Genomic DNA, 21,761 nt, shown 5'->3' on the forward strand with positions numbered 1-21,761 from the left:
GCAGGGCGGCGGTGCCCGGGTCCGCGGCGGGGCCGACCACCGCGACCTCCCGGGGGCCGTCCAGGGCCGCCTCCGCCACTGCCAGCCCCCAGCCGATGAACCGCGGCACGCGCCCGGCCAGCGCGCCCACCACGCCCAACGCCCGCTCGGCCGCCTCGCGGTGCGTACCGGAGCCCGTGTAGGCGGCGTACGACAGCAGGGCCCCGGCCGCCGCCGTCCACCCGGAGGGCGCCGCATTGTCGGTCGGGTCCTGGGGGCGCCGGATCAGGGTCTCCGCGTCGTCGGCGGTGTCGTACAGCGTGCCGTCCTCGCCCACGAAGTGCCGCAGTACGGAGTCGAGCAGCAGCCCGGCGAAGTCCAGCCACACGCCCTCCCCGGTGACCGCGCCCAGCGCGAGGAAGCCCTCGGCCACGTCGCCGTAATCCTCCAGGACGCCTGCGTGGCCGCCGCTCGCGCCGTCCCGCGAGGTCCGGGCGAGCCGCCCGTGCTCGTCCATGTGGACCCGGACCAGCAGGTCGGCGGCGTCCACCGCGGCGGCCACCAGGTCGGGCCGCTCGAAGTAGGCGCCGGTCTCCGCGAGCGCGGCGACGGCCAGCCCGTTCCAGGCGGCGACCACCTTGTCGTCCCGACCGGGGCGCGGCCAGGTCTCCCTCGCCGCGAGCAGCCGCTCCCGTACGGAGGCGATCCGGGCCGCGTCCACCAGCCCTGCGTCCTTGGGCAGTTGCAGCACCGACGCGCCCTCCTCGAAGGTGCCCTCGTCGGTCACCCCGAAGTACTCGGCGGCCAGCGCCGCGTCCTCCTCGCCGAGCACCTCGCGCAGTTCGGCGGGCGTCCACACGTAGAAGGCGCCTTCGGCGTGCGTGCCTCCCACCTGTCGCCCACCGCCACCCTTCCAAGGATGCGCTTCGCGCGCCCCTTCTTGTTTGTCGCTGTCCGCATCGAGCGCTGAGGCGAAGCCGCCCTGCGCCGTACGCAGCTCCCGCACCATGAAGTCGGCGGTCTCCAGGGCGACCCGGCGGGCCAGATCGGAGCCGGTGGACCGCCACAGGTGCGCGTACACGCGGCACAGCAGCGCATTGTCGTACAGCATCTTCTCGAAGTGCGGGACCACCCACTCCCGGTCCACCGAGTAGCGCGCGAAGCCGCCCGCGAGCTGGTCGTAGATCCCGCCCCGGGCCATCGCCTCACAGGTGTCGGCCGCCATCTGCAGCGCGCCCTCCGCCCCGGTCCGCGCATGGTGCCGCAGCAGGAACTCCAGCACCATCGACGGCGGGAACTTCGGCGCCCCGCCGAACCCCCCGCGCACCGAGTCGTACTCCCGCGTCAGCCCCAGCAGCGCCGCCGCCAGCTCCGACTCCCCCGGCGGCGCCACCCCCTCGTACGCCATGCTCCGGCCGCCCAGGTCCTTCACGATCCGCGCCGCGACCTCACCGACCTCCTCCCGCCGGTCCCGCCACGCGGCCACCACGCCCTCCAGCACCTGCCGGAAGCCGGGCATCCCGTGCCGGGGCGCCGGCGGGAAGTACGTACCGAAGTAGAACGGCTCGGCATCGGACGTCAGGAAGACGGTCATCGGCCACCCACCCTGGCCGGTGGCCGCCTGCACCGCCTCCATGTACACGGCGTCGACGTCCGGCCGCTCCTCCCGGTCGACCTTCACCGGCACGAAGTGCTCATTGAGATACCCGGCGATGTCCTCGTCCTCGAAGGACTCGTGCGCCATCACATGACACCAGTGACAACTCGAGTACCCCACGCTCAGCAGCACCGGCACCCCGCGCTCCCGCGCCTGCTCGAAGGCCTCGTCACTCCAGGGCCACCAGTCCACGGGATTGTCGGCGTGCTGGAGGAGGTACGGGGAGGTGGAACCGCTGAGTCGATTGGCCATGTCCCCAGCCTCACACACGGTGTCGCCTTGTGAGGGTTACGGCAGGACACTGAGGAGCGGGTGACTGAGAGGGACGCATCTTGACGACAACGCAATTGCCGCCGGCGCACCGCGCCGAGGTCGGGCGGCTGCTGGAGCGGACCGTGGAGGCCGGGCCGCTGCTGGAGCGGGCGCGAGGGGCGCTGCAGGAGATCGCGGGGGCGGCGTCGGAGGAGTACGCGGCGTATGCGGCGGCGCTGGCGGGGCGGGAGCAGGGACGGGAGCGGGGACGGGGCCAGGGGATCGGGCCGGTGGTGGTGACCGCGGCGGGGGCGGTGGCGGCGTTCGCGGCGGATCTGGGGTTCGGTACGTCGGCGGGGACGGCCGCGGGCACCGCGGCGGCGGTGGCCGTGGTGGGGGCCGGGGCCGCTACGGCGCTGAGGGCGACCGCTGGGGGCGGGGTCCAGGAGGCGCGGGAGCGGTGGCTGGCGGCGGTGGAGCGGCGCGGGGTGCGGCCGTTCCTGGAGCGGCACCGGGCGGCTCCGGAGGCGCCCGCGGCGCCCCGGAAGGCGGTGCCCGCGCCACGCCGTACGGACCGCAGCGCGGCGGCCCGGGCCCGCAGTCTGCTGGAGCAGTCCTTCGGCCATCTCCCGGACGTGGACGCGCCGTTCACCGGCCGCAGGGAGCAACTGCGGCAGATCTCCCAGTGGGTGCAGCAGGCGCGGGTCGCCCCCGAGACGGCGCCGGTGGTCGTCCTTCTGCACGGGCAGGGCGGATCGGGCCGCTCGGCGCTCGCGCTGCACGCCGCGCAGCAGTTACGCGACCAGTTCCGCGGCGGTTGTGTCGTGGACGTACGCGGGGCCGCGCCGGGCGAGCCGCCGCTGCCTGTCCGGGACGCGCTGCTGCACCTGCTGAACCGCTTCGGCGCGCCTCGGGAGCAGTTGCTCTTCCGCGAACAGCCTTCGCACGAGCAGCACCTGCGGCGGCTCGGCGAGCAGTACCAGAAGCACCTCACCGGGGTGCCCGTCATCATCGTCCTCAACGACGCGGCCGACCCCGAGCTGATCCGCGCCCTCGTCCCCCTGCACTCCGACAGCCTCGTACTGGTCACGACCGCCGAGCCGGTGGACCTGTCCGTCCCGGGCGCGCGGGTGCGCAGCCTCGCCGTCGAGCCGCTGGACGCCGACGCCTCGTACGAACTGCTGTCCGCGCTTTCCGGCCCGGCCACCGAACCCGGCTCGCTCGACGCCGGGCACGCCGAGGACATCCGTACGCTCTGCGGCGGGCTGCCGCTCGCTCTGCGGGTCGCCGGATCCTCGCTCGGGCGCCGCTCGGCCGGCCAACTCGCCGCCGACCTGGGTGCCTACGGTCAGCAGGATCCCGTCGACCGGGCGCTGGCGCTGCGCTACCACGACCAGCCCGAGGCCTCCCGCCGCCTCCTGCGCCGGCTGGCCCTCGCCGGCCGGGCGAGCCTGGGCGGGGCCGCAGCAGCCGCGCTGCTGGCCACCGACGCGCAGGAGGCCGACCGCCGCCTCCGGGACCTCGCCGACGCGGGGCTGCTCACCCATGTACGCGGCAGTCGCTACCGGCTGCACGACCTCGTACGGCGCTTCGCGCACGAGCGGCTGCACGACGAGGAGGAGCCCGCCGAGCGCGCCGCCGCCCACGAACGCCTGATCCGCAGCTACGCCGAACTCGCCGGCTCCGTCATCCGCCTGGTGGACGGCAGGACCTCACCCCGGGGCAACCGCTTCGGCTCGCACGGCTTCGACTCGCTCGACCTCGCCCTGCGCTGGCTGGACGAGGAGTCGAGCTTCATCACCGCCGCCCTGCGGCACTCCGAGGACGTCGACCAGGCCGCCGTACAGCATCTGCTCAGCGCCCTGTGCGACTACTGCCTGCTGCGCGGCGACCTCTACCGGCTCGGCGAGATCAGCGAGCTGGCGCAGCGGCACCAGGCGGTCCGCGACGAGGAGCAGGGCCTGCTGATCCGGTCCGTGCAGTTGCGTACCGGCATCGCGGCCCGGCAGCTCGGCGATCTGGACAAGGCGCGCTCGACCCTGGCGTCGGTGGTCAATCTGTACTTCGAGGCGCAGCATCTGGCGGGCGCGGCCCGCGCGCTGTGCAGCCTCGGCATCACGCTCCAGCAGCAGGGCAGCCTCCCCGAGGCCGAGGACAAGCTCCGCGAGGCCCTGGAGCTGCAGACCGACGACGACCAGCGGCCCGACCGCGCCTGGACCCTGCACGCGCTCGGCGCCGTCCTGCGCGACGCGGGCCGGCTGGCGGAGGCCCGGGCGCTGCTCGACGACGCCCTCGTCCTGCACCGCGAGAGCGACAGCGTGCTCGGCCAGGCCTGGGCCCACCTCCAGCTCGGCCAGCTGCACCTGCGCACCGGCGACGTACAGCGCGGCGAGCAGGAGCTGCGGGCCGCCGACGGGTTCTACGCCGCCACCCGCGACCGCCGCGGCCAGGCCTGGACCACCACCCAGCTCGCCCGCGCCCAGCTGCTGCGGGGCGCCCCGCAGGCCGCCGCCGAGCAGCTCGGCGACGCCCTCGTACGCCACCGTGCCTGCGAGGACGCCCGGGGCGAGGCCTGGTCGCTGTACTACCTCGGCCACGCCCTGGAGGAGAGCGGCGACCGGGACGCCGCCCTGCGCGCCCTGGAGCGGGCCCGCACCATGTTCAGCCGCATGCGGGACGTCTACGGCCTGGCCTGCGCCCGCCACCACTCCGCGCGCGTCACCCGCGACCAGCGGGCCGCGCGCACCGGCAACCTGCGCAACAGCGGTTTCGCCCGCCAGCTCCTCCAGGACGCCCGCCAGGACTTCCGCCGTATCCGCGTCCCCCACGGCGAGGGCTGGTCCTGCGTCGAGCTCGCCGTCATCGACGCCGGCAACGACCGCGTCCCCGACGCCCTGGCCCTCGTCGAGGACGCCGAACGCCTCTTCGCCCTCATCGGCGACCGGCGCGGCCTCGACTGGGCGCGCTTCCTGCAGTGCACGCTGCGCCCGCTCCTGTCCGAGCAGGGCGCGGCCCGGGCCGCCGCCGAACTCGCCGCGCTCCTGGCCGACTCGTACGAGGGCCGCGACCTGGACCTGGAGGAGTACGCCGACGCCTTCGCCCTGCTGCTGGAACGCGGCATCGCGCCCGAAACCCCCTGGCGCGCCTGGGAGCTGGGCATGGTCCCGTCACGCGGCGCCAGGATGGTCCTGTCGGTGCCGTCGGCCGGGACCGTACGGGACAGCCGCTAGGGCAGGCCTAGTCGCCCTTGGCGGCGCCGCCGCCGACCTTCGCCGACGCGGAGCCGGTGGTGTCGGCGGTGTCGGCGGTGTCGGCGGTGTCGGTCGACGACGCCTCCGACGCCTCCGGCTCCTCCTCGAAGTCGATCTTCTTGAACTGCTTGGCCATGTTCTTCATCAGCCACCACAGCGCCAGGCCGATCAGCGCGAAGATGACGAAGCCAAGGAGACCGGGCGTCACCTTGTTCTCGTTGACGTCCGCGAGAGGGACAAGCTGGGCGGCGGCCGTGCCGAAAGTGTGGTTCACGGGACCCATTGTCTACCCGGCCTCGCGGACGCCCGCGAAGAGGTCGTCCTCAGGCAGCGAGGTGTCCACGCGGGACTGCGCCAGCTCATAATCCTCGGTCGGCCAGACCTTCTTCTGGATGTCCATGGGGACGTGGAACCACGCGCCGTCCGGGTCGATCTGCGTGGCGTGGGCGAGCAGCGCCTTGTCGCGGATCTCGAAGAAGTCGGCGCACGGCACATGCGTGGTGATCGACCGCTCCGGGCGGTCGAAGCTCTTCCAGCGCTCCAGCCACTCTCCGTACGGGGACTCCAGGCCGCGCTCCAGCAGCGCCTCGTGGAGCGCCACGGTGCGCTGCCGGTTGAAGCCCTGGTTGTAGTAGAGCTTGAGCGGCGTCCAAGGCTCGCCGGCCTCGGGGTAGCGCTCGGGGTCGCCGGCGGCGTCGAAAGCGACCATGGAGATCTTGTGGGTCATGATGTGGTCGGGGTGCGGGTAGCCGCCGTTCTCGTCGTACGTGGTGATCACGTGCGGGCGGAACTCGCGGATGAGCTTGACCAGGGTGCCGGCCGCCTCGTCCACGTCCTGGAGCGCGAAGCAGCCCTCCGGGAGCGGGGGCAGCGGGTCGCCCTCGGGGAGGCCGGAGTCGACGTAGCCGAGCCACGCCTGCTCGACGCCCAGGATCCCGCGGGCCTCGTCCATCTCCCTGGCCCGGACCTCGTGGATGTGCTCCTCGATGTAGGGGTCGCCCTGGAGCTTGGGGTTGAGCACGGAGCCTCGCTCACCGCCCGTGCAGGTGGCGACCAGGACGTCCACCCCTTCGGACACGTACTTCGCCATGGTCGCCGCGCCCTTGCTCGACTCGTCGTCGGGGTGGGCGTGGACGGCCATCAGTCGCAGCTGCTCGGTCAAGGCTGGATCCTCTGTCATCGGTCACGGACGCGGCTTCTATAGTGACCGAAACGAGGGGCCGTTTAATCCCGAGGGCCCGCTCCCAGGAGGATCCGACTATGACCGCCGTGCGCGAAGAGCTGCCGGAGGGGCGTTACGGCAGCGGCCGCTCCGACGCACAGGCCGACCGTACGCTCCGGCGGGTGGGCTTTGTGCTCGCGGCGGTCGCGCTGGTCCTGATCGGCTGGTACGGGTGGACCACGGTCGCCGGTACGACGGTCAGCGCCGAGGTCATCACGTTCCAGGTGGTCTCCGACCACGCCGTCGACACGCATCTCGAGGTCCGCAAGGACAGCGGCGTCACGGCCGTGTGCACGCTGCGTTCGGTCGCGGAGGACGGGACCGAGGTGGGCCGCCGGGATGTGCGGCTGACCCAGCACAGCAGCCGTATCGACACCGTGGTCACGATCCGCACCACTGCTCGCGGTACAAGCGCCGAGCTCCTTGGCTGTCAGACCGGCTGAGCCATTCACTCTCGCCCCTTGTGGGCGGAAATTGTTAAGCTGGTGGTTTCGCCCTCCCGCGAAGACGCATCTTTTGGGTAGGGCGTTCATTTGTAAATCAGCAGGCAACAAGTAACCCGAGTACCGACGAGGAGCACCTGTGACCCAGACCAGCGACAGCGTCACCTGGCTGACCCAGGCGGCGTACGACCAGCTCAGGGCCGAGCTGGAGCATCTGTCTGGTCCCGCACGCGCCGAGATCGTCGCCAAGATCGAGGAAGCCCGCCAGGAAGGCGATCTCAAGGAGAACGCCGGCTATCACGCGGCACGCGAGGACCAGGGCAAACTGGAGCTCCGGATTCGCCAGCTGAACCAGATTCTCGAGCACGCCAAGGTGGGCGAGGCCCCCGCCGACAACGGCGTGGTCGCGCCGGGCACGGTCGTCACCATCGCCTTCGACGGCGACCCCGACGACACCCTGGTCTTCCTGCTGGGCTCGCGCGAGTACGTGTCCTCCGACCTGGACACCTATTCGCCGCAGTCCCCGCTGGGATCCGGGGTGAACGGCAAGAAGGTCGGCGACGACGCGGAGTACGAACTGCCGAACGGCAAGAAGGCCTCGGTGAAGATCCTCGCGGTCAAGCCGTACCAGGCCTGAGCCTTCTGAGACAGCAGACAGAAGGGTGCCCCGGCCACCATTCGGCCGGGGCACCCACCCTGCTCGGGACGTCGGCTCAGGAAGTCGCGTGACGGTACTTGCGGACCGCCAGCGTCCGGAAGACCACGATGATCACGATCGACCAGATCAGCGAGGCCCACACGGGGTGCTGCATCGGCCAGGCAGGCGACTGCGACACTCCCGGGTTCCCGAAGAGCTGACGGCAGGCCTGCACGGTCGCGCTGAACGGATTCCAGTCCGCCAGATGCCGCAGCCAGGGGGTCATCTGGCTGGAGTCCACGAAGGCGTTCGAGATGAACGTCAACGGGAACAGCCAGATCAGCCCGCCCGAGGTGGCCGCCTCCGGCGTGCGGACCGTCAGCCCGATCAGCGCGCCGATCCACGAGAACGCGTAACCGAGCAGAAGCAGCAGGGCGAAGCCGCCCAACGCCTTCGGGATGCCCTCGTGCACCCGCCAGCCGACGATCAGGGCGACGATGGCCAGGACGATCACGGTGAGCGTCGTCTGCACCAGGTCGGCCAGGGTGCGGCCGGTAAGCACCGCGCCGCGCGCCATCGGCAGCGACCGGAAGCGATCGACAAGGCCCTTGTGCATGTCGTCGGCGATGCCGGCGCCCGCGCCCGCCGTGGCGAAGGTGACGGTCTGCGCGAAGATGCCGGCCATCAGGAATTCGCGGTACACGCCGGGATCGGTGGTGCCGCCAACCTTCATCGAGCCGCCGAAGACATAGCTGAACAGCACCACGAACATGATCGGCTGGACCAGCCCGAAGATGACCACTTCGGGAATGCGCATCATGCGGATCAGATTGCGCTTGGCGACGACAAGCGAGTCACGGGCGGACCGGATGACCGCGTTGCGCGGCTGTGGTGTCGCCGTGGGGGTTGCGCTGACGGCCGTCATACGGCGTCCTCCTTCAGTTCCGCGACGTGACCCGTCAGCGAGATGAACACGTCGTCCAGGGTCGGGCGGCGCAGCCCGATGTCGTCGATCTCAATACCGCGTGAGTCCAGTTCGCGGATCACCTCGGCGAGCAGCTTCGCCCCGCCCGTCACCGGGACGGTGATCTGCCGCATGTGGTCCTCGACCTTGGTCTCGCCCTTCCCGAAGCCCCGCAGCACCTCGGTGGCCTCCGTGAGGCGCTCGCGCTCGTGCACGACGACCTCGACGCGCTCGCCGCCCGTCCGGGCCTTCAGCTGGTCCGAGGTCCCGCGCGCGATGACCTTTCCGTGGTCGATCACGCAGATGTCGTGCGCGAGGCGGTCCGCCTCCTCCAGGTACTGCGTGGTGAGCAGCAGTGTCGTACCGCCCGCCACGAGATCCTGGATCACGTCCCACAGCCCGAGGCGGTTGCGCGGGTCCAGGCCGGTCGTCGGCTCGTCCATAAACATCACGGGCGGCCTGACCACCAGCGCCGCCGCCAGGTCCAGGCGCCGACGCATGCCGCCCGAGTACGTCTTGGCCGGCCGGTCGGCGGCGTCCGCGAGGTTGAACTGGTCGAGCAGCTCCCCCGCCCGGACCTTCGCGTCCCTGCCGCTCATCTGGTAGAGCTGGCCGACCATCTGCAGGTTCTCCCGGCCGGTCAGGTACTCGTCCACGGCCGCGAACTGCCCGGACAGCCCGATCAGCCGCCGCACCTCGTTCGGGTGCCGCAGCACGTCCACGCCGGCCACGACTGCCTTGCCGCTGTCCGGCCTCAACAGCGTCGTCAGCACCCTCACCGCCGTCGTCTTCCCCGCCCCGTTCGGACCGAGCAGCCCCAGCACGGTGCCTTCCGGCACGTCCAAGTCCACTCCGTCCAGTGCGCGTACGTCTCCGAAGGTCTTCACCAGGCCTTCGGCGTAGATGGCGCCTGTCATGCGGTGTCTCCCGTCCAGGGTTTACGTCCTATATACCGACGCAGCGCGGTCGAGCATGGCAGACGCGATATATCGCGTCAACCGTTTTTGTCCGCGCGCCCGCGTCGCCATCCCCGCCTACCGTGCCACGGGCCACTGACAGTGCCCCCGGTCCCCTTTTCCCGGGGCTGCGCCCCGGACCCCGCAACGGGGCATGGCACGGTGCCGCTCGGGTTGTGGGCAGGCGTTCTGCGTGGCGAGCGAAGCGAGGTGGGGATCCCCCCCAGCCGCCAGGCTGGGGGAGGGTGGGCACAACCCGGCCACGGGCCTCAGGCCGCCAACGCATCCCCGGCCACCCACCGTCGTGGCGCGCGCCCGTCGCCGGGTGCGGGCCGGTTGGGCCAGCCTCCCCCAACCCGGAGGGTGGGGTCAGAGGATGACGTAGCCGGACGCGCGCAGGGCGGAGGCGACGGCCTCGCAGTGTTCGGGGCCCTTGGTTTCGAGCTGGAGCTCGACTTCGGCTTCGGTGAGCCCCAGGCGTGGGTCCGTGCGGACGTGGGCGATGTCGATGACGTTGGCGTCGTTCTGGGAGAGGACGTCGAGGAGGGCGGCGAGCGCGCCGGGGCGGTCGGTGAGGCGGAGGCGGAGGGAGAGGTAGCGGCCGGCGGCGGCCATGCCGTGGCGGAGGATGCGCTGCATCAGGAGGGGGTCGACGTTGCCGCCGGACAGAACTGCGACGACGGGGCCGTGCCCGGCGAAGGCCTCGGGCCGGGAGAGGAGCGCCGCGACAGGGCTGGCGCCGGCGGGTTCGACGACGAGCTTGGCCCGCTCCAGGCAGAGCAGCAGCGCGCGGGAGAGGTTGTCCTCGGAGACCGTAAGGACTTCGTCCACCGCGTCGCGGATGATCGCGAACGGCACATCGCCCGGCCGTCCGACCATGATGCCGTCGGCCATCGTCGCGACGCCGTCGAGCTGCACGGGCCGCCCGGCCGCCAGCGAGGGCGGATACGCGGCCGCGCCGGCCGCCTGCACGCCCACCACCCGTACGTCGGGCCGCAGGGCCTTGACCGCGAGCGCGACTCCGGCGGCCAGCCCGCCGCCGCCGATGCCGACGACGACCGTACGGACCTCGGGGCACTGCTCCAGGATCTCCAGGCCGACCGTGCCCTGACCGGCGATGATGTCGGGGTGGTCGAAGGGGTGGATGAAGACGGCGCCCGTCTCCTCCGCGTACGCCTGGGCCGCGCGCAGCGATTCGTCGACCACGTTGCCGTGCAGCCGCACCTCCGCCCCGTAGTCACGGGTCGCCGCGATCTTGGGCAGCGGCGCGCCGACCGGCATGAAGACGGTGGACCGCACACCCAGCAGCGAGGCGGCCAGCGCCACACCCTGCGCGTGGTTGCCGGCGCTGGCGGCGACGACGCCGGCCGCGCGCTCCTCGGGGCTGAGCGCGGCGATCCGCACGTAGGCACCGCGTACCTTGAAGGAGCCCGTGCGCTGCAGGTTCTCGCACTTGAAGTGCACCGGGGCGCCGATGAGCGAGGAGAGGAAGCGGCTGCCCTCCATGGGGGTCACCCGGGCGACGCCGGAGAGCATCTTGTGCGCGCCACGGATATCGTCGAGCGTGATCGGGTGCGAGGGGAACGACGGGACCGCCGCCACAGGGCTTTCCATGGGGCCCAGTCTGTCAGTCCCGCCGCAGTGGCCTGAAACGCACGGCGAAAACGCCCGGCCACGCCCCCGCACAACACCCACCACAACCGCACGGCCCACATGGCCGGCCTTCTTTTCCCCGGTGGGGTCCGGCTCGCATTCTCTCCGCGTACTCTTCTCCCAACCTCCGCAGGACCGACAGAACGCGAGCTTCCGGCCATGCCCATTCCATCGGAGACAACGATCGACCTCTTCGAGCGCCTGCAGCACCAAGTGGCGCTCTTCGCCCGGCGCGCGGAGCAGACCCGCCTGGGTGGGGTGGGCAAGGCCCGCAACTCCATGGACCGGGCCGCCTATCTGCTGCTCAACCGCCTCGACAACGAAGGCCCGATGGGTGTCAAGGCGCTCGCCGAGGGCATGGGGATCGACTCCTCCACCGTGACCCGCCAGGTCGCACCGCTGGTCGACTCCGGGCTCGTCAAGCGCACCTCGCACCCCGAGGACGGGCGCGCAGTGGTGCTGGCGCTCTCCCCGCGCGGGCGCGCGCGCCTGGACGAGGTACGGGCCTCCCGCCAGCAACTGATGGCCGTCGTCACGGAGGGCTGGACGGAGGGGGAGCGCGAGACCTTCTGCGAGCTTCTGGGCCGCTTCAACATCGCCCTTTCGGACTACCACTCGGCCGTCACCCAGCCGGAGGAGCACACCTCCTCCTGACCTCTTGACCCAGGGGCTTCCGCTGCCGTCCCATGGCGCTGTGGGACAGCGTCGGGCGACAGCGGAACGCCTGCGCGGCGCCGAGTTCGAGGCCTTCGCGGCCGGCGCGGCGGGCCGGCTGCTGCATGCCGCCGTCCTCCTCACCGGTGACCCCGCCGACGCCGACGCCCTGCTGTGCGCGGCCCTGACGCGTACGTACGCGAACTGGTACCGCCTACGCGGCGAGGACCCCTACGCCTACACACGCGCCGAGGTCTTCCGCCGCTACGCCCACCGCCCCCACTGGCGCCGCACCGGCCGGGGCGTACTGGCCCGGCTCACCCCGCAGGAGCGGCTCATCGTGGTGCTGCGGCTCTACGAGGGTGTGGCCGAGGAGCAGGCTGCGGCCCAGCTGGGACTGCCTGCCGACCGGGTACGGGCGCTGTGCCTCCGGGCCATGGCCGCCCTCCGCAGCCGGCCGCCGGCGCCGCCGGCCGCCCCTTCCTCTGTCACGGCGGCGCCCTAACACCGGGCCGTTAACGGAAACCCCCTTCCGTTGTGCCGATTACGTTTCCACAAAGTCAAACGAAACCCTTGACGCATGACAGGACATACGGCTCTCATTGCTCAACGCCTGTTCGGTCACGTTGATTTGTGATCGCTTCGGGTGTTCCCCCGAAGTGTCGTATATGGCAGCCGATGAGCTCAGGAGCCGATATGCACCTCACACCGTCAGGTCTGTCCGTCCCAGGCCCGAGCCGCCGCACGATCCTGCGCGGCCTCGGCGGCGCCGCGGCCCTCGGCGCAGGCATCCCCCTGCTGAGCGCCTGCGCCGGCAGCTCCGGCTCGTCCGACCCCAAGACCGTCAGCCTCGGCTCCAACTCCTCGGACGCCGTGCCGAAGAAGGCGTTCGCCGACGTCTACAAGGCGTTCACGAAGTCCTCCGGGATAACCGTGAACGTCAACACCAAGGACCACAACACCTTCCAGGAGCAGATCAACTCCTACCTCCAGGGCACGCCTGACGACGTGTTCACCTGGTTCGCGGGCTACCGGATGCAGTTCTTCGCGTCCAAGGGCCTGGCCACCCCGATCGACGATGTCTGGTCGTCCATCAAGGGCAACTTCCCCAGCGCCATGCAGGACCTCAGCAAGGGCGAGGACGGCAAGTACTACTTCGTGCCGCTGTACACGTACCCCTGGGCGATCTTCTACCGCAAGAGCGTCTTCAAGGCGCACAGCTACTCGGTGCCGACCACCTGGTCGCAGTTCCTCGCGCTGTGCAAGCAGATGAAGAAGGACAACCTGGTGCCGATCGCCTTCGGCGACAAGGACCAGTGGCCCGCGATGGGCACCTTCGACCAGATCAACTGCCGTACCAACGGCTACGACTTCCACATGTCGCTGATGCAGGGCAAGGCGTCCTGGACCGACAAGAAGACCCGCGCCACCTTCGACAACTGGGCCGAGATCCTCCCCTACCACCAGGACGGCGCCGTCGGCCGCACCTGGCAGGACGCGGCGCAGGGCCTGGTCGCCAAGAAGGCTGGCATGTACCTGCTAGGCATGTTCGTCGCCCAGCAGTTCACCAAGGCCGAGGACCTGGCCGACCTCGACTTCTTCGTCTTCCCCGAGATCGACCCCACGTACGGCCAGGACACCGTCGAGGCCCCCACCGACGGCTACATGCTGAGCAAGAAGCCCAAGAACCACGCTGGTTCGGTCAAGCTGCTGGAGTTCCTGGGCACGCCCGCGGCCGAGGAGACCTACCTCAAGGGCGACCCGAGCGTCGTCGCCGCCTCGACCAAGGCCGACACCTCCGCGTACACCGCCCTCCAGAAGAAGGGCTACGACACGATCGCGGCGGCCAAGCACCTCACCCAGTTCATGGACCGCGACAGCCGCCCGGACTTCACCTCGACCGTGATGCAGCCCGCCCTGCAGAACTTCGTCCGCAACCCCAAGGGCATCGACAGCCTGCTGTCCTCGATCGAGCGCCAGAAGAAGACGATCTTCGCCTCCTGATGACCGCTCCGATCACCGGAACCGGGTCCGGAATCCCCAGCACCCCGGAGGCGGCCGCCGCGCCACCTCCGGGCACCCCCGGAACAACCGCCTCCCCTGCCCGGCGCCGTATCCCCCGGGGGCACCGGCGCCTGCTCACCCGCCGCGACCGGATCACTCTGACCCTCATGGCCGGGGTGCCGACGATCCTGCACGTCGCGCTGGTCTGGCTCACCGCGCTGGCCTCGATCGCGCTGGCCTTCACCAGCTGGGACGGCATCGGCTTCAGCTCCATCAAGTGGGTCGGGCTGGAGAACTTCCGCCAGCTGTTCACCGAGAACCCGCAGTTCTGGCCGGCGGTCCAGCACAACGCGATCTGGCTGGTCGTGCTGCTGCTGATCCCCACCCCCCTGGGCCTGTTCCTGGCCGTGCAGCTGGACAAGAAGATCCGCTTCAGCCGGATCTACCAGACCGCCTTCTTCCTCCCCGTGGTGGTCTCGTTCGCGGTCATCGGATTCGTCTGGCAGCTCGTCTACAACCCCGACACCGGCCTCATCAACAGCCTCATCGGCGCCAACAGGCCCGGCCACTACATCGACTGGATCGGCGACCCGAATCTGAACCTCTGGGCCGTCCTGGTCGCCGCCTGCTGGCGGCACACCGGCTACATGATGATCCTTTACCTCGCCGGGCTGAAAGGCGTCGACCCCTCGCTGCGCGAGGCCTCCGCGCTGGACGGCGCCAACGAGTGGCAGACGTTCAAGAACGTCATCTTCCCGGTCCTCAAGCCGATCAACACCATCGTCCTGGTGGTCACGATCATCGAGTCGCTGCGCGCCTTCGACCTGGTCTTCGTCTTCAACGGCGGAACGCAGGGCACCGAACTGCTGTCGATCCTGGTCACCAACAACATCATCGGCGAGTCCAGCCGCATCGGTTACGGCTCCGCCATCGCGGTCGTCCTGCTGCTCATCTCGCTCGGCGTGATCATCCCCTATCTGATCAGCACCTTCCGGAAGGAGCGGCGGGCATGAGCGCCACGACGATCACCGCCTCCCGGCCTCCCCGGCAGCGCGTCCGCCCCGCCAGGCTGGCCCTGCATCTGTTCCTGGCCGGTGCCGCCCTCGCCTGGCTCGCGCCCCTGCTCTGGGCGTTGTACGCCGCACTGCGGCCGTACGCGGAGACCAGTGACAAGGGCTACGTCTCCTGGCCCGACAAGCTGAGCTTCGCCAACTTCACCAACGCCTTCACCCAGTCCGGGATGACGCACTACTTCATGAACACGCTCGTGATCGCCGTCCCGGCGGTCCTGCTGACGCTGTTCCTGTCGTCCTGCGTCGCCTTCTACGTCAGCCGCTTCGACTTCCGGATCAACCTGTCGCTGCTTCTGGTCTTCACCGCCGGCAACCTGCTCCCCCAGCAGGTCATCATCACCCCGCTCTACCGGCTCTACCTGCTGGTGAACCTGCCCGGCATCACCGCCTCCGGCAAGTTGTACGACTCCGCGCTCGGCCTCGTCCTCATCCACGTGGCCTTCCAGTCCGGCTTCTGCGCCTTCGTACTGAGCAACTACATGCGCTCGCTGCCGCACGAGCTGACCGAAGCGGCGCTGGTCGACGGCGCCTCGGTATGGCGCCTGTACTGGCAGATCGTGCTGCCGCTGTGCAAGCCCGCGATGGCGGCCCTGGCCACCCTGCTGTCCATCTGGATCTACAACGACTTCTTCTGGGCCGTCGTCCTCATCTCGACGGGCGAGAACATGCCGATCACCTCGGCGTTGAAGAACCTCTCCGGGCAGTACTTCACCGATCCCAACCTGGTCGCCGCCGGAGCGCTGCTGACCGCCATTCCCACCCTCGTCGTCTACTTCGCGCTCCAGCGCCAGTTCGTCAGCGGGCTGACCCTGGGCGCGAGCAAGGGCTGACGCCCCGATCACCGGTCCCGCCGCCGCGTGTGAACGGGAGCCGCGACCCTGACGGGACTCTTGACCCGCGGTCCACGGTGCCGTCCCATGGCCCCATGGACCGCAAGGAGGAGCAGGTCCGCCGCCTGCTCGACACGCCGCACCCGGTCGTCGCCGCGGACCTCCCCGCCCGCGCAGCCGACCGGGGGCGGCGTGTCCTGCGCCGCCGCCGCAGGACCCACCTCGTCCTCTGGCTGCTGCTCCTCGCCGCCGTGGTCACCGCGATCGTCCTGCTCGCCCTGTGGTGGCCGACACCGGCCCCGCTCGACACGACGCCGACGACCACGAACTGGTGAAGCCGGGGGCTTCCGGTGCTACGCCCCGAGCGCCTGCCGCAGGTCGGCCAGGAGGTCGTCCGCCGACTCGATGCCGACCGAAAGCCGGACCAGGTCGGACGGGACCTCCAGCGCGGAGCCCGCAGCGGAGGCGTGGGTCATGCGGCCGGGGTGCTCGATGAGGGACTCGACGCCGCCGAGCGACTCGCCGAGCGTGAAGAGCTTCGCCCGGTTGCAGACCTCGACCGCCGCCTCTTCGCCGCCCTGGATCCGGAAGGAGACCATGCCGCCGAAGGCCTTCATCTGCTTGACGGCGATGTCGTACCCGGCGTGCTCGGGCAGCCCCGGGTAGAGCACCTGCGCCACCTTGGGGTGGGACCGCAGCATCTCGGCGACCTTGGTGGCGTTCTCGCTGTGCCGGTCCATGCGGACGGCGAGCGTCTTGATGCCGCGCATCACCAGCCAGGCGTCGAAGGGCCCGGCCACCGCGCCCATGGCGTTCTGGTGGAAGGCCAGCTCCTCCCCGAGGCCCGCGTCCGCCGCGATGAGCGCGCCGCCGACCACGTCGGAGTGGCCGCCCATGTACTTGGTCGTGGAGTGCACGACGACGTCCGCGCCCAGCGCGAGCGGCTGCTGCAGGTAGGGGCTGGCGAAGGTGTTGTCGACGACGAGCTTGGCGCCCGCGTGCCGGGCGATGTCCGCGATCACCGCGATGTCGGTGATCCCGAGCAGCGGGTTGCTGGGCGTCTCGACCCAGATCACCTTGGTGTTCGGCCGGATCTGCTCCCGTACCGCCGTCGGGTCGGACGTGTCGGCCACGGACCACTGCACGCCCCACCGCTCGGCGACCTTGGCGAAGAGCCGGAAGGTGCCACCGTACGCGTCGTTCGGGATCACCACGTGATCGCCGGGGACCAGGACCGTACGCAGCAGGCAGTCCTCGGCCGCGAGGCCGGACGCGAAGGCGAGGCCCCGCCGGCCGCCCTCCAGCGCGGCGAGGTTCTCCTCCAGCGCGGTGCGGGTCGGGTTCGCGGAACGGCTGTACTCGTAGCCGCCGCGCAGCCCGCCGACCCCGTCCTGCTTGTACGTGGAGACCTGGTAGATCGGCGTCACGACGGCGCCGGTCTGCGCGTCCGCGGCCTGCCCCGCGTGAATGGCGAGGGTCTCGAAGTTCTGGTGCTGCTGCTGGTGGCTGTCGGTCATGCCGCCGAGGGTAGTCGCCGCGCGGCGCGATGGCCCGACCGGCGGGTGGGGCGGTCAGGTGTGTTCACGTTCCGGAAGCACTCGGAATGCCAAGGCACCTCTCGTACGTTTGAAGACTAGGACCGTTAGAGCCGCCCCGGAATTGGAGCCACCGCATGCTCTTCGACCGCCACAAGTCGCGCCTCCCCTCCGCCGAGGAGGCCCTCCCGGGTCGTGCCACCCCCGAATTCCCCCTCGCCGCCCGCCACACCGTCCTCGGCAACCCCCTCGCCGGCCCTTACCCCGCCGGCTTGGAGATCGCCGACTTCGGCCTGGGCTGCTTCTGGGGCGCCGAGCGCATCTTCTGGCAGACCCCAGGCGTCTGGACCACCCTCGTCGGCTACCAGGGCGGCCACAGCCCGAACCCGACGTACGACGAGGTCTGCTCCGGCCTCACCGGCCACACCGAGGCCGTCCGCGTCGTCTACGACCCCGCCCTCGTCACCTACGACCAGCTCCTCAAGGTCTTCTGGGAGGCCCACAACCCCACCCAGGGCTTCCGCCAGGGCAACGACACCGGCACCCAGTACCGCTCCGCCATCTACACCCACTCCCCCGCCCAGGCCTCCGCCGCCGACTCCTCCCGCGCCGCCTACCAGCCCGTCCTCACCCGCGCCGGCTACGGCGACATCACCACCGAGATCCTCCCGGCCGGCCCCTTCTACTACGCCGAGCCCTACCACCAGCAGTACCTAGACAAGAACCCCAACGGCTACTGCGGCATCGGCGGCACCGGCCAGTCCTGCCCGATCGGCGTCGCGAAGACCGACGGCTGAACCAGGGTGGCCGACAGGGGAAAGCTGACCCGGCTGCTGGCGGCCCTCGGCGCCGACGACCCACAGGTCTGGGCGGACTCGGAAGCTGAGGAGGATATCCCTCAGCTCGCCCGGTACCGGCTTCTACGGGCACTGGCGCAGGACATCCGAGCCTGGAACTCCATCGGTGCCCTCGGCGAGAACGCAGGCGCAGAGGGCACCGCCGTCGACCGTGCCCTGGAACTCGGCGTCACCCCGCAGAACCTGAGCAAGATCGCCCGCCTGATCGCCCGCGAGACCACCTTCAACGTGCTGTACCGGCTGGCCGACCCCGACAGCGATGATCTCCAGCCCGACCTCCGCAAGGAACTGCCGGGCTGGGTCCTCGTAGAAACAGCCACCGACGGCACACCCACACACCGCCCGCTCAACGCACTCCATGAAGACCTTCTCGCCCTGGCACCGACCGACGGCGACTGAGCGGAGGGCCCCGGTTCCATGAGGAACCGGCCTGCTTGCGCAGCGATCGAGCCACTGTGAGGGTCAGCCTGCATGACTGCGGCTCCCGAGTTGCAAACCCCCCATGGCGACTTCGGGGCAAGGAGAAAAGCGTTCGGCGGCCTGGGTCAGTGGTGGGGCGTTCTGGCCGGCTTTCTGTTGATAGCAGCATGGGTGAACTCGGCCGCCGGGCCAGCCGTGGTGATCGTGCTCTCGGCGCTCACGGCCGCGTGGTGCTTCTTCCAAGCACCCGTGACGTGCGGTGCTCCGGTGCGCGGGTGTGAGGACGGTTGCCGCAACAACGCATCCGGCCTTCTCCTGGGCTGTCACATTCGGCAGCACCGCTGGCAGAAGCTGAGGCTGCTCATCTTCCGTCGTCAGTTTCGCGAGTTCTGCGCGGGCCTGTTCTCCGACGGGAAGGCAACCATCGTCACGCTGGCAGGCGTCGGCAGCTTCGTGTCTGGGCTGGTTGCCCTTGTCCCGGGCGTAGTCGTTCGCTGACTCGTCAAGGCGCTTCCCTGTCGGCGGCAGCGAGTGCCAGGTGCCACGGGTAGGAGTCCGAGCGACCTTGACCCGGCTCGTTCGGTACGAATCCGCCGGGGCCGTACAGGACCCGTACGCCCAAGGCGCGCAGCGTCTCGACGCTCCGATCGAACTGGGGGTGCTGGGCATACGCCGCGTTGACGCACGGCATCGTCACGAGCGCGATGCCTTTGCCGATGGCCTCTGCGGCGAATCCCACGATGAAGTTGCCGGTAAGTCCCAGGGCCCAGTGATTGATGGTGTTGAACGTGGCAGGTGCCACGACTGCCACGTCAGCCGGCGGCCACACATCGGGGTCCTTCGGCATCTTGTACTGGCTGCGCACCGGATGTCCGGTGAGGTCAGCCAGGGCGGGCAACTCGTCGTCGAGCCATCGCGCTGCCGTGGGGGTGAGTCCGAGGCACACATCCCACCCTGCGGCCTGCGCCTGCCTGATAACGGTCGCCACGTTGAGGACGGGCGGGGCTGCGCTTCCCAACAGATACAGGACACGTCTGGTCGTCATGTCGGCAGTCCATCCCGCCCCGTGCATCGCGTGCAACTCCGCAGCGCCCGGTCGTCACTGCCGGTTCACCGTTCCTCGTCGTGGGGTGACGGGTACCGTTTCGGGTAGCGAGCCCTGGAACGGAGTCCGCATGCAGTTCCCCGATGAAGAGCACACCGGTAACCGGATCGCGCATCACCGGAAGCGCGCCGGCCTGACCCAGCGCGGGTTGGCCCAGCGGATTCCGTACTCGTACAGCTTGCTGACACAGGTGGAGTCGGGACACAAGCCAGCCAGTCCCGACCTGGTGGCGACCATCGCCCAAGCCCTGTCCATCGACGTGACCGCGCTGACTGGTCAGCCGTACGTGACCGAACTCCAGGAGGACCGGCTCACCGAACTGATCCGGCCCATCCGCGAGGCCCTGGACCTGTACGACTTGGGCGTGGACCCCGATCTGCGGACACGACCCGCACCCCAACTCATCGCTGCCGCCGAGCGGCTGTGCCAGCAGGTGCGCGCCACGAAGCTGTATGACGCGGCGGTGAATCTGCCGGAGGTCATGGCGGAGATCACCACGGCTGTCTACCTCGCACCTTCGACGGAGTTGTGGGCGGCGCTGTCGAGCACGTACCGGACGGCCCACGACCTTGCGGTCAAGCTGGGGTACTACGACCTGTCCACAGTGGCCCTCGACCGTATGGATTGGGCGGCGGATCGCGCGTCCGATCCGCTGATCTCGGCTGTCCGCCAGTACATGCGGGCGCTGGTGTACTTCCGGGAGGGCGAGTACACGATCGGCAAGCGCCTCGTGGGCTCCGGGCACTCACTCATCGAGCGGGCTCCGGAGACCCGGGAGTCCCTGGCGGTCGCCGGTCAACTTCACCTGGGCACCACGGTCCTGGCCGCCCGCGCGCAGGACGCGGATGCGGTGCGGACGCACCTAGCTGAGGCTTCCTCCTACGCGGACCGCGTCGGAGAGGCGATCGACGTGCACTGGCTGTCCTTCGGGCCGACCAACGTCGCCGTGCACGCGGTCTCCGCCCACGTCGAGATGCGCGCATATGGCGAGGCACTGCGGAGCGCGGCGCACGTGCAGATTCCCAAGGAATGGGCTCTTTCGCGCGCGGCACATTTCCACGTGGACACGGCACGCGCCCAGACGGAGACCGGGCGTTCCGAGGCGGCGTTGAAATCGCTGATCACCGCTCGTCGCCTCGCTCCACAGCAGACCCGGTACCACTCCGGGGCACGGGAGACCATCAGGGGCCTGATCCACCTGTCCCGGCGTACGCCCGACACCCTCGACCATCTGGCCGCCTGGGTGGGCTTGTAGAGCTTTCGCCTCCTCACCGCCCGGCTTTTCACTGAACTGTGAAAGTTGGGCGCTTGTCACGTCGCCAAGCTGAATACGGCACCGGTTCAGCGATGACGGGACCAGAGGTAGAAAGACATGAATTCGAACGTAAACAGCAGCGGCCAGAACAGAACAGCCGGCGCGGTCCCCCTGACAACACATAGCGCCTGCGACGATGAGGGGATCGACCTTCCGCACGTAGGCACGATGGTGTGGGACACGGCCCTGGACCGCCTGGGCCGCGTGATGGATCAGGAGCCCACCTGCCTCTATCTCCGTCCGCCCGGTGGCGGTACCGAGTGGCAGGCGCGGCCGGAGGACGTCGAGCCTGTCAGCGCAAGCGAGGCACTGAGCCCCCGTGTCGCCGAGGCGAACCGGCGAAGCCGGAGGGGCAGGTTGTGACCACGCGCGTGATCATCAAGTCCGCTGACTGGGCGCTTCGTACCGGTGGCGGCGAGGGCGCTCCGGAAGCGATCTTCATCGTGGAATGCATGACGTACCACGAGGAATCCGATCCGGCGGACGATGACCGGCTCGAAGTCGAGTTATGGGCGCTCAAGCACACGGGATCCAATCCGTCGCACCGCCTATTCAAGCTCAAGACGGAGAGCTACTGGCGTACGGCACCGGCGCCCGGAAATCCGTACAAGGAGCACGAGAGCAGCGAGCCACTGGCATGAGGCAACGCCTGTTCTGTGTCGACATCGTCGTGCTCTGGGCAGCCTGGTCGACGGGGACACATCTGCACGGGCAGACACAGATGCGCAAGGCTGCGGCGTGGTACGGCTGCGGTGGTCGGTCTCGACGGCACGGGCCATGGGCCGCCTGCTCGGTGAGAGGACGGACGGTGACGGGCGAGCCGCCTGAAGCGTTGGTCGGCCGGTGATGACCTCCTCTGTCGTCGTTCCGTGAACCGTGACCCCCTTTCGGTCGATGAAAAGTGACCCCTTCCGTGATCAAGTGATCAGTCTGGCTCCATGGGAGTCAGGTGGA

General features: G+C 70.0%; 22 protein-coding genes. 14 read left to right on the forward strand and 8 right to left on the reverse strand.

Annotated elements, in window-relative coordinates; translation table 11 throughout:
• Positions 1–1,888, reverse strand: a 1,888-nt coding sequence (locus EFK10_RS09765) for a thioredoxin domain-containing protein (RefSeq protein ID WP_164835909.1), incomplete at its 3' end; no start/stop codon positions are given.
• Between the two features lie 80 nt (positions 1,889–1,968).
• Between EFK10_RS09765 and EFK10_RS09770 the strand changes: the two genes are divergently transcribed.
• Entirely contained in the window at positions 1,969–5,118 is a 3,150-nt protein-coding gene (locus EFK10_RS09770; RefSeq protein ID WP_240677111.1) for a tetratricopeptide repeat protein, read from the forward strand.
• A gap of 7 nt (positions 5,119–5,125) precedes the next feature.
• Here EFK10_RS09770 and EFK10_RS09775 read toward each other — a convergent pair whose 3' ends face one another.
• The gene (locus tag EFK10_RS09775; RefSeq protein ID WP_240677112.1) at positions 5,126–5,413 is read right to left on the reverse strand and encodes a hypothetical protein; all 288 of its coding nucleotides are present in this window, start codon (positions 5,411–5,413) and stop codon (positions 5,126–5,128) included.
• A gap of 12 nt (positions 5,414–5,425) precedes the next feature.
• Complete coding sequence (gene mca, locus EFK10_RS09780) at positions 5,426–6,301, reverse strand: mycothiol conjugate amidase Mca (RefSeq protein WP_127355336.1); 876 nt, start codon at positions 6,299–6,301, stop codon at positions 5,426–5,428.
• A gap of 98 nt (positions 6,302–6,399) precedes the next feature.
• On the opposite strand from mca, the gene EFK10_RS09785 reads away from it, so the two are divergent.
• Together EFK10_RS09785 and greA are read left to right on the forward strand one after the other, a co-directional pair.
• The gene (locus EFK10_RS09785) at positions 6,400–6,804 is read left to right on the forward strand and encodes a DUF4307 domain-containing protein (RefSeq protein WP_127355337.1); all 405 of its coding nucleotides are present in this window, start codon (positions 6,400–6,402) and stop codon (positions 6,802–6,804) included.
• Between the two features lie 139 nt (positions 6,805–6,943).
• Positions 6,944–7,441, forward strand: coding sequence for a transcription elongation factor GreA (gene greA, locus EFK10_RS09790; RefSeq protein ID WP_127355338.1), 498 nt, complete (start codon positions 6,944–6,946; stop codon positions 7,439–7,441).
• Positions 7,442–7,517: 76 nt separating this feature from the next.
• Here the strand turns inward: greA and EFK10_RS09795 are convergent, their stop codons facing one another.
• The 3 genes from EFK10_RS09795 to ilvA form a co-directional block, all read right to left on the reverse strand.
• The gene (locus EFK10_RS09795; RefSeq protein ID WP_127355339.1) at positions 7,518–8,366 is read right to left on the reverse strand and encodes an ABC transporter permease; all 849 of its coding nucleotides are present in this window, start codon (positions 8,364–8,366) and stop codon (positions 7,518–7,520) included.
• Positions 8,363–9,322, reverse strand: a complete 960-nt coding sequence (locus EFK10_RS09800) for an ATP-binding cassette domain-containing protein (protein WP_127355340.1) — start codon at positions 9,320–9,322, stop codon at positions 8,363–8,365. The genes EFK10_RS09795 and EFK10_RS09800 overlap by 4 nt, the downstream gene beginning before the upstream one ends.
• Positions 9,323–9,730: 408 nt before the next feature.
• Entirely contained in the window at positions 9,731–10,975 is a 1,245-nt protein-coding gene (gene ilvA, locus EFK10_RS09805; protein ID WP_127355341.1) for a threonine ammonia-lyase, read from the reverse strand.
• A 198-nt stretch (positions 10,976–11,173) separates the two neighbouring features.
• On the opposite strand from ilvA, the gene EFK10_RS09810 reads away from it, so the two are divergent.
• From EFK10_RS09810 to EFK10_RS09835, 6 genes are all read left to right on the forward strand, one after another.
• Complete coding sequence (locus tag EFK10_RS09810; RefSeq protein WP_127355342.1) at positions 11,174–11,668, forward strand: MarR family winged helix-turn-helix transcriptional regulator; 495 nt, start codon at positions 11,174–11,176, stop codon at positions 11,666–11,668.
• A gap of 40 nt (positions 11,669–11,708) precedes the next feature.
• Positions 11,709–12,173: a sigma factor-like helix-turn-helix DNA-binding protein gene (locus EFK10_RS09815; RefSeq protein WP_127355343.1), complete on the forward strand. Its 465-nt coding sequence runs from the start codon at positions 11,709–11,711 to the stop codon at positions 12,171–12,173.
• Between the two features lie 191 nt (positions 12,174–12,364).
• Positions 12,365–13,672, forward strand: a complete 1,308-nt coding sequence (locus tag EFK10_RS09820; RefSeq protein WP_127355344.1) for an ABC transporter substrate-binding protein — start codon at positions 12,365–12,367, stop codon at positions 13,670–13,672.
• A complete protein-coding gene (locus EFK10_RS09825) occupies positions 13,672–14,685 on the forward strand; it encodes a carbohydrate ABC transporter permease (RefSeq protein ID WP_127355345.1) in 1,014 nt (337 codons plus the stop codon). The genes EFK10_RS09820 and EFK10_RS09825 overlap by 1 nt, the downstream gene beginning before the upstream one ends.
• Positions 14,682–15,575: a carbohydrate ABC transporter permease gene (locus tag EFK10_RS09830; protein WP_127355346.1), complete on the forward strand. Its 894-nt coding sequence runs from the start codon at positions 14,682–14,684 to the stop codon at positions 15,573–15,575. The genes EFK10_RS09825 and EFK10_RS09830 overlap by 4 nt, the downstream gene beginning before the upstream one ends.
• 95 nt (positions 15,576–15,670) lie before the next feature.
• Entirely contained in the window at positions 15,671–15,910 is a 240-nt protein-coding gene (locus tag EFK10_RS09835; RefSeq protein ID WP_127355347.1) for a hypothetical protein, read from the forward strand.
• Positions 15,911–15,928: 18 nt separating this feature from the next.
• On the opposite strand, the gene EFK10_RS09840 is transcribed toward EFK10_RS09835, so the two are convergent.
• Entirely contained in the window at positions 15,929–17,092 is a 1,164-nt protein-coding gene (locus EFK10_RS09840) for a cystathionine gamma-synthase (RefSeq protein WP_127355348.1), read from the reverse strand.
• Between the two features lie 155 nt (positions 17,093–17,247).
• Here EFK10_RS09840 and msrA point away from each other — a divergent pair, with 155 nt between their 5' ends.
• The 3 genes from msrA (at position 17,248) to EFK10_RS09855 (ending at position 18,885) form a co-directional block, all read left to right on the forward strand.
• Positions 17,248–17,907 carry a peptide-methionine (S)-S-oxide reductase MsrA gene (msrA, locus tag EFK10_RS09845; RefSeq protein ID WP_127355349.1) on the forward strand — a complete coding sequence of 220 codons (660 nt, stop codon included), beginning with the start codon at positions 17,248–17,250 and terminating at the stop codon, positions 17,905–17,907.
• A gap of 6 nt (positions 17,908–17,913) precedes the next feature.
• A complete protein-coding gene (locus EFK10_RS09850; protein ID WP_127355350.1) occupies positions 17,914–18,366 on the forward strand; it encodes a hypothetical protein in 453 nt (150 codons plus the stop codon).
• A gap of 72 nt (positions 18,367–18,438) precedes the next feature.
• Positions 18,439–18,885, forward strand: a complete 447-nt coding sequence (locus EFK10_RS09855; RefSeq protein WP_127355351.1) for a hypothetical protein — start codon at positions 18,439–18,441, stop codon at positions 18,883–18,885.
• Positions 18,886–18,889: 4 nt separating this feature from the next.
• On the opposite strand, the gene EFK10_RS09860 is transcribed toward EFK10_RS09855, so the two are convergent.
• Positions 18,890–19,432, reverse strand: a complete 543-nt coding sequence (locus EFK10_RS09860) for a flavoprotein (protein WP_127355352.1) — start codon at positions 19,430–19,432, stop codon at positions 18,890–18,892.
• A gap of 130 nt (positions 19,433–19,562) precedes the next feature.
• Here EFK10_RS09860 and EFK10_RS09865 point away from each other — a divergent pair, with 130 nt between their 5' ends.
• Positions 19,563–20,747, forward strand: coding sequence for a helix-turn-helix domain-containing protein (locus tag EFK10_RS09865; RefSeq protein WP_127355353.1), 1,185 nt, complete (start codon positions 19,563–19,565; stop codon positions 20,745–20,747).
• A 419-nt stretch (positions 20,748–21,166) separates the two neighbouring features.
• Positions 21,167–21,448 carry a DUF7848 domain-containing protein gene (locus EFK10_RS09875; protein ID WP_127355354.1) on the forward strand — a complete coding sequence of 94 codons (282 nt, stop codon included), beginning with the start codon at positions 21,167–21,169 and terminating at the stop codon, positions 21,446–21,448.
• Positions 21,449–21,761: the final 313 nt, after the last annotated feature.

The organism is Streptomyces soli (assembly GCF_003999195.1).
In the GTDB taxonomy this organism is placed as follows: Bacteria; Actinomycetota; Actinomycetes; order Streptomycetales; family Streptomycetaceae; genus Actinacidiphila; species Actinacidiphila soli.

Bases quoted from the DNA above. Each gene is read 5' to 3' on its own strand.
- EFK10_RS09800 (WP_127355340.1), bottom strand. From the start codon at position 9,322: ATGACAGGCGCCATCTACGCCGAAGGCCTGGTGAAGACCTTCGGAGAC.
- EFK10_RS09810 (WP_127355342.1), top strand. From the start codon at position 11,174: ATGCCCATTCCATCGGAGACAACGATCGACCTCTTCGAGCGCCTGCAG.
- EFK10_RS09820 (WP_127355344.1), top strand. From the start codon at position 12,365: ATGCACCTCACACCGTCAGGTCTGTCCGTCCCAGGCCCGAGCCGCCGC.
- EFK10_RS09860 (WP_127355352.1), bottom strand. From the start codon at position 19,432: ATGACGACCAGACGTGTCCTGTATCTGTTGGGAAGCGCAGCCCCGCCC.
- EFK10_RS09835 (WP_127355347.1), top strand. From the start codon at position 15,671: ATGGACCGCAAGGAGGAGCAGGTCCGCCGCCTGCTCGACACGCCGCAC.
- EFK10_RS09830 (WP_127355346.1), top strand. From the start codon at position 14,682: ATGAGCGCCACGACGATCACCGCCTCCCGGCCTCCCCGGCAGCGCGTC.
- EFK10_RS09855 (WP_127355351.1), top strand. From the start codon at position 18,439: ATGACTGCGGCTCCCGAGTTGCAAACCCCCCATGGCGACTTCGGGGCA.
- EFK10_RS09840 (WP_127355348.1), bottom strand. From the start codon at position 17,092: ATGACCGACAGCCACCAGCAGCAGCACCAGAACTTCGAGACCCTCGCC.
- msrA (WP_127355349.1), top strand. From the start codon at position 17,248: ATGCTCTTCGACCGCCACAAGTCGCGCCTCCCCTCCGCCGAGGAGGCC.
- EFK10_RS09865 (WP_127355353.1), top strand. From the start codon at position 19,563: ATGCAGTTCCCCGATGAAGAGCACACCGGTAACCGGATCGCGCATCAC.
- EFK10_RS09785 (WP_127355337.1), top strand. From the start codon at position 6,400: ATGACCGCCGTGCGCGAAGAGCTGCCGGAGGGGCGTTACGGCAGCGGC.
- EFK10_RS09795 (WP_127355339.1), bottom strand. From the start codon at position 8,366: ATGACGGCCGTCAGCGCAACCCCCACGGCGACACCACAGCCGCGCAAC.
- EFK10_RS09825 (WP_127355345.1), top strand. From the start codon at position 13,672: ATGACCGCTCCGATCACCGGAACCGGGTCCGGAATCCCCAGCACCCCG.
- ilvA (WP_127355341.1), bottom strand. From the start codon at position 10,975: ATGGAAAGCCCTGTGGCGGCGGTCCCGTCGTTCCCCTCGCACCCGATC.